Source organism: Pseudomonas sp. ICMP 3272 (genome assembly GCF_001466905.1).
Taxonomy (GTDB): Bacteria; Pseudomonadota; Gammaproteobacteria; order Pseudomonadales; family Pseudomonadaceae; genus Aquipseudomonas; species Aquipseudomonas amygdali.
This window is the reverse complement of record NZ_LKEK01000047.1, coordinates 91342-97760: the sequence shown is the minus strand read 5'-3', so window position 1 is coordinate 97760 and position 6419 is coordinate 91342. Positions and strand designations below refer to the sequence as shown.

Below are 6419 nucleotides of genomic sequence, written 5' to 3'. Positions count from 1 at the left end.
GCGGAGCGTCGCACGATAGTGAAATGCGCAAGCAGTCTGCTTTGATCCAGGCGTTGCGCAGAACATCACACGATAGTCGGGATTATCGTTCCCTACGCTCCAGCGTGGGAATGCAGTTCTAGACGCTCTGCGTCGCAAGTTACGCGGAGCTTCGGATCAGCTATCTTCCAGCCAGAAGCGCAACGGCTTGCCTTGGGCTGGCCACAGGCGCAGTTGCTCGATGGGCGAGATGTCCCAGCGTTGCACGCTGCTGATGGCTTTGATGAAGCGTTGTTCCTGCTCCATCAGCGCGGGGGCGCACATCTTGCGGGTTTTGCCCACCGGGCCGAAGCTGATGCTGTGGTCGTTCAGCGTATAGGGCGCGAACCAGTGGTTGCAGCCTGCATTGCCATACGCGCGGCCATCGGCACCCAGGGTCATGGTCAGGCGGCTGTTGTCGATCAGCGGACGTTCGCCGATCCACTCCGTTACATAACTGTGATCCTGCTGGATCGACAGCGGGTCAGCGGTACAACCGGCCAGCAGCGCGCCGCCGATCAGGCTCAGGAGCGCAAACTGTTTCATGCCGCTTTCTCCTGGCACTTCTTGCAGAGGTGCTTCTCGCCTTCGGTTTTCCAGCCCAGCTCCGCGATGCGCGCGATGGCGGCAGGTTTCTGCGCCTTGACGCCCAGCTTGCTCTCTACCATGAACTCGAAGTTCAGTTCGGCGGCGCAGCTGTCGCAATTCACTTTCCACTGATGAATCGCCAACTCATCGAACACCGGCCCTTTGGCCACTGCAATCCATTGGCCCGGCGGGTTGATCAGGTGCCGGACTTTTTCGACGGTCAGGCGCATGTGCAGGCTTTTGCTGCCTTTGATCGTCACCAGCAACTGGTCGTTGTCATGAATCGAGCCGCCGTTACCGGTGACTTGATAGCGACCGGGTGCCAAAGTGCGGCATTCGGTCAATGTGTGCTGCGGGTTGAGCATGCTGTAGCGAAAATCGTGTTCGACCATGGGTCCTCCAAAATTGCGCGCATCCTATCATGCTCCACGCCTTCAGGATCGGACGCAGGGCACCCGGAACGGCATTGCTGCGCTGGAGTGTGAGGAGCAAGCGGTGCCATCACGCTGTCACCCGTGCCTCGGCTTCCAGACGAATGATGGCTTTGTCCAGATCGTCCAGAGCCGCTTCGGTGTGCGCGGCGTTCTGCTTGAGCAGGGTCTCGGCGCGTTGACAGGCGGTGCGCAGTTGCGGGACGCCGCAGTAGCGCGTTGCGCCGTGCAGACGGTGAATGCGCTCGATCAACGCCTGTACATCCTGGTTGGCCCGCGCCACACGGATGGCCTCGCGGTCGGCGGCCAGCGAGGCCAGCAGCATGGCCAGCATGTCGGCGGCGAGGTCCGCCTTGCCCGCAGCCAAGCGCAGCCCTTCCTCATGATCGAGCACCAGCGGCCCGACGTGCACGTCAGGTGCTTCGTTCTGGCGTTCCGGCGCCGGGTTGCGCAGTGCCAGCCCCGTCCACTTGAGGACCACCTGCGCCAGCTGTCGCTCGCTGATCGGTTTGGTCAGGTAGTCATCCATGCCACTTTGCAGCAGCGAGCGTTTTTCATTGGCCATCGCGTGGGCGGTAAGTGCCACGATCGGCAGAGAGCTCTGGTTGCGTTCAGCTTCCCAGGCCCGAATCGCCTCGGTGGCCTGGCGCCCGTCCATACCAGGCATCTGCACGTCCATCAACACCAGATCGAACGCTTCCTGCTGCACTGCATTGACCGCTGCATAGCCGCCCTCGACAGCGACCACTTCTGCGCCCATGTCTTCGAGCAAGGTCTGCACCAGCAGCAGGTTGGCCGGGTTGTCATCCACGCACAGTACCCGCGGCGCGCGGCTCGACAGCGGCGGACCAATGTCGGCGCGGATCGCCCGCGGCGCGATCAGTTCGGACAGCGCTTTTTGCAGTTTTCGGGTGCAGGCGGGTTTGGCTTGTAACTGGGTATAGACATCGTGGACCGCCAACTGGAACAGCGCGTGCTCGGTGGTTGGGCACAGCACCATGACTTTGCAGTTGAGGTTTTCCAGGTCCCAGATGTGCTGGCGCAGCCGTTCCGGGGATATTTCCAGCGCGGTCACGCCGAGTACCGCCAGATCGATAGCCAGCGGGGTCTCGTGCGCCGCCGTCACCCCGTTGAGCAGGTTTTCCAGGTTGTTGAACACGATGGTTTGCAGGCCGCAGTCTTCCAGCTGATGCTCCAGCGCCTGCCGCGCCAGGTCATGGTGTTCAAGCACTGCTGCGCGTAGTCCTCCCAGCGGGATATTGAACGATTCTTCCTTGTCTTCGCGGGCCTTGGGCAGTTTCAGACTGATCCAGAATTCCGAACCTTCGCCCGGCGTGCTGTCGACACCTATTTCGCCGCCCATCTGTTCGATCAGGCGCTTGGAAATCACCAGGCCCAGACCCGTGCCGCCCGGCTGGCGGGAGAGCGAGTTGTCGGCCTGGCTGAAGGCCTGGAACAGCGCCCGAACATCCTGACTGGACAGGCCGATGCCGGTGTCCTGCACGCTGATGCGCAATTGCGCGTGCTCTTCGGTTTCGTCTTCAAGCATGGCGCGGGCGACGATGGTGCCTTCGCGGGTGAATTTGATCGCGTTGCTGACCAGGTTGGTCAGAATCTGCCGCAGGCGCAGCGGGTCGCCGGACAGCGCCAGTGGCGTATCGCGATACACCAGACTGACCAGTTCCAGCTGTTTGGCGTGCGCCGCCGGGGCGAGGATGGTCAAGGTGTCCTGCAACAGGTCGCGCAGGTTGAACGGGATGTTATCGAGCACCAGCTTGCCAGCCTCGATTTTCGAAAAGTCGAGAATCTCGTTGATGATGCTCAACAGGTTGTCGGCCGACTTCTCGATGGTGCCCAGGTAGTCGAACTGGCGCGGCGTGAGCTCGCTTTTTTGCAGCAAATGGGTGAAACCCAGAATGCCATTGAGCGGCGTGCGGATTTCGTGGCTCATGTTAGCCAGGAATTCGGACTTGATCCGGCTTGCTTCAAGGGCTTCCTTGCGCGCCAGGTCCAGCTCGATGTTCTGGATCTCGATGGTTTCCAGATTCTGCCGTACATCCTCGGTCGCCTGATCGATGCTCAGTTGCAGTTCTTCCTGCGCGTTCTGCAAGGTCGCCGCCATGCGATTGATGCCAGAGGCCAGCTCGTCCAGTTCCCGACTGCCCAGCGGCGGCAGGCGGGTTTCGAGATTGCCGTCTTTGAGCTGCGACACTGCCTGTTTGATCTGGCTCATCGGCCCGTTGATGGTGCGGCTCATGCGTACTGCAAGAGTCGCGGTGCAGGCCAGCCCGGTCAGGATCAGCAGCAGGCTGGCAAACAGGCTTCGATAGCCGCGCAACAGCGTGCCGTTATGGGATATTTCAAGTTCGACCCAGCCCAGCAGGGTGTCGGCTTCGGCCGGAATGATCGGGCTGGTCAGGTGGCGTTGATTGCCGAATACCGGGAGCAAATAACGCGTCGCGTCGGTGCCGGTCGAATTGAGCAACTGCGAGCCGCTGCCGATCGGCGACGGGCTGATCATGGTCGGCCCGGCATGGGCCAGTGGCGTGCGATCGGCATCGAGAAACGATACGGCGCGCACGTCGGTCTGCTCCAGGGTCTGGGTCGCGATGCGGCTCAGCAGGACCTTGTCCTTGCGACCCAATGCGTTGGCGGCCAATGGCGCCAGGTCCTGAGCGATCATTTCGCCGCGCTGCAGCAACTGGCTTTGCAGTTCGCTCAACTGCATCCAGGTGAAATAACCACCGAGCATTGCGGCCATCAGGCTGGCAGGCAAAATAGTCAGTAGCAGCACACGGCCTTTTATACCCAGCTTGGTCAGCACGCTCGTTCTCCGGCAACACGTATCAGTCCGTCGATAACAGGCATCGGCTGCCTGGCTGTATCGGCACAAGGGGTTGAGTTTAGCCATTTACCGTCAGCATGGGCACCTAACTCTCTGTGCAGGACGGGGGCGCAGTGGAAAAATCAGTGTTTATTCTTTTTGGGAATAAGCAGCGCACTTTGCGTGATATGGGCTTTGGCCGTTTGCCGTTATGATAGGCACCCCCCGCAGTCTGGATTGCGAAGACGCCATGACCCTGCAGTATCAAACCATTGCCGATTGCGTCGGCAACACTCCGCTGGTGCGTCTGCAACGCATGGCGGGTAATACCAGCAATACCCTCCTGTTGAAGCTTGAAGGTAATAACCCCGCTGGCTCGGTAAAAGACCGTCCGGCCCTGTCGATGATCACCCGTGCCGAGTTGCGCGGCCAGATCCATCCGGGTGACACGCTGATCGAAGCCACCTCCGGCAATACCGGGATCGCGCTGGCCATGGCCGCAGCGATAAAGGGTTACCGGATGATTCTGATCATGCCGGACAACTCCAGTGCCGAACGCAAGGCCGCAATGACCGCATACGGTGCCGAGCTGATTTCGGTCAGCAAGGACGAGGGCATGGAAGGTGCCCGTGATCTGGCCGAGCGCATGCAGGCCGAAGGCCGCGGCAAGGTGCTCGATCAATTCGCCAATGGCGACAACCCCGAGGCGCACTATACGTCCACCGGTCCGGAAATCTGGCAGCAGACGGCGGGCACCATCACCCATTTCGTCAGCTCGATGGGCACCACCGGCACCATCATGGGCACCTCGCGCTACCTCAAGGAGCAGAATCCCGAGGTGCAGATCGTCGGTCTGCAACCGATGGAGGGTGCTTCGATCCCCGGCATTCGCCGCTGGCCGCACGAATACCTGCCGAAGATTTACCAGTCGGACCGCGTCGATCGCATTATCGACATGAGCCAGACCGAGGCCGAAGACACCATGCGCCGACTGGCGCGCGAAGAAGGCATCTTCTGTGGCGTGTCGTCCGGTGGCTCGGTCGCCGGGGCGTTGCGTATTTCCCAGGAAGTCGAAAACGCCGTGATTGTGGCGATCATCTGTGACCGAGGCGACCGTTACCTGTCGACCGGCGTCTACGATTCGCCCAACTGATGGCCAAGCACGAAAGAGGTTTGCGCTTTCAGCCTGCGGGCGGCGTTAAAACCGTACAGATTCCTGCCGGTAAAAAGCAGCGGTTGACCATCGAGCGGCTGTCCGACGACGGTCGCGGTATCGCTTTTCTCGACGGCAAGACCTGGTTTGTCGCCGGCAGTCTGGCGGGCGAGGAGGTCGAGGCGCGCGTGCTCAACGCGCGCGGCAAGGTCGTCGAGGCGCGCACCGAGCGGGTCTTCACCGCCAGCACCATGCGTCGCGCTGCGGCCTGTGAGTATTTCGGCCGCTGCGGCGGCTGCAGTGTTCAGCATGTGCCCCACGAAGAACAGCTTGCCCTGAAACAGCGCATGCTTGCCGAGCAACTGTTGCGGGTGGCGAACGTGGTGCCGGATGAATGGGCTGCGCCGTTGAGCGGTGCCGAGCTGGCCTATCGCCGACGCGCGCGGGTCGCGGTTCGCTGGGATGCCAAGGCCAAAAGGCTGGACGTGGGGTTCCGCGCAGCCGCCAGTCAGGACATCGTCAGCATCGAACACTGTCCGGTGCTGGTACAGGCCTTGCAACCCATCATGAATGAGTTGCCTGGCATGCTGAAAAACTTCAGCAAACCGCAGGCGCTGGGTCACGTCGAGTTGTTCAGTGGGGTTGCGACTGCCGTGTTGTTGCGCCACACCGCGCCGCTTGCCGAGGCCGACCTGGCGATTCTGCAGGCGTTCTGCTCGAAGCACCGCGCGCAGCTGTGGCTGCACGGCGAGGGCGAGCCCCAACCGGCCAGCCCCGGCGATACGCTGGGTTACCGGCTGGAGCCGTGGAACCTGCAACTGGCCTGGCGACCGGGAGATTTCATTCAGGTCAACGCGGCGGTCAACACCGCGATGATCGAGCAGGCCCTGCAATGGCTGGCGCCTGCAAAAGACGAACGTGTCATGGACCTGTTCTGTGGTCTGGGCAATTTCGCCTTGCCGCTGGCGGGTCTGGCCAGGGAAGTGGTGGCGGTCGAAGGCGTTGCGACCATGGTCGAGCGTGCAGCCGTCAACGCAATGAGTAATGATCTGCACAATGTGCAGTTTTTTCAGGCGGATCTTTCCCAGCCGCTGACACATGCCGACTGGGCGGCAGAAGGGTTTTCTGCGGTACTCTTGGACCCACCGCGTGACGGGGCTTTTGAAGTGGTTCGCCAGATCAGAAAAACGGGTGCCCGGCGACTGCTTTATGTTTCATGCAACCCGGCAACTTTGGCTCGTGACACGGTCGAACTGATCAGTCAGGGCTACCGATTAAAACGTGCCGGAATCCTCGATATGTTTCCACAGACGGCGCATGTCGAGGCGATGGCTTTATTTGAAATGAGTAAGTGAGCAGCGTTCATTGGATCGAGGTCGCTGCTGACAAGGAACCTCATTTAATC

5 protein-coding genes are annotated in these 6419 nt (G+C 61.1%); 2 read left to right on the top strand and 3 right to left on the bottom strand.

The window, feature by feature from the left end:
• Nucleotides 1–156 precede the first annotated feature (156 nt).
• The 3 genes from AO068_RS11595 to AO068_RS11585 form a co-directional block, all read right to left on the bottom strand.
• Nucleotides 157–564 carry an META domain-containing protein gene (locus AO068_RS11595; protein ID WP_005755237.1) on the bottom strand — a complete coding sequence of 136 codons (408 nt, stop codon included), beginning with the start codon at nt 562–564 and terminating at the stop codon, nt 157–159.
• Entirely contained in the window at nt 561–998 is a 438-nt protein-coding gene (locus AO068_RS11590) for a hypothetical protein (RefSeq protein WP_002554619.1), read from the bottom strand. The genes AO068_RS11595 and AO068_RS11590 overlap by 4 nt, the downstream gene beginning before the upstream one ends.
• A gap of 109 nt (nt 999–1107) precedes the next feature.
• Nucleotides 1108–3861 (bottom strand): response regulator, encoded by a 2754-nt coding sequence (locus AO068_RS11585; RefSeq protein WP_058408419.1) that lies wholly within the window; start codon nt 3859–3861, stop codon nt 1108–1110.
• A gap of 250 nt (nt 3862–4111) precedes the next feature.
• On the opposite strand from AO068_RS11585, the gene cysM reads away from it, so the two are divergent.
• Nucleotides 4112–5014 (top strand): cysteine synthase CysM, encoded by a 903-nt coding sequence (cysM, locus tag AO068_RS11580; RefSeq protein WP_058408418.1) that lies wholly within the window; start codon nt 4112–4114, stop codon nt 5012–5014.
• Nucleotides 5014–6369, top strand: coding sequence for a 23S rRNA (uracil(1939)-C(5))-methyltransferase RlmD (gene rlmD / locus AO068_RS11575; protein ID WP_058408417.1), 1356 nt, complete (start codon nt 5014–5016; stop codon nt 6367–6369). The genes cysM and rlmD overlap by 1 nt, the downstream gene beginning before the upstream one ends.
• Nucleotides 6370–6419: the final 50 nt, after the last annotated feature.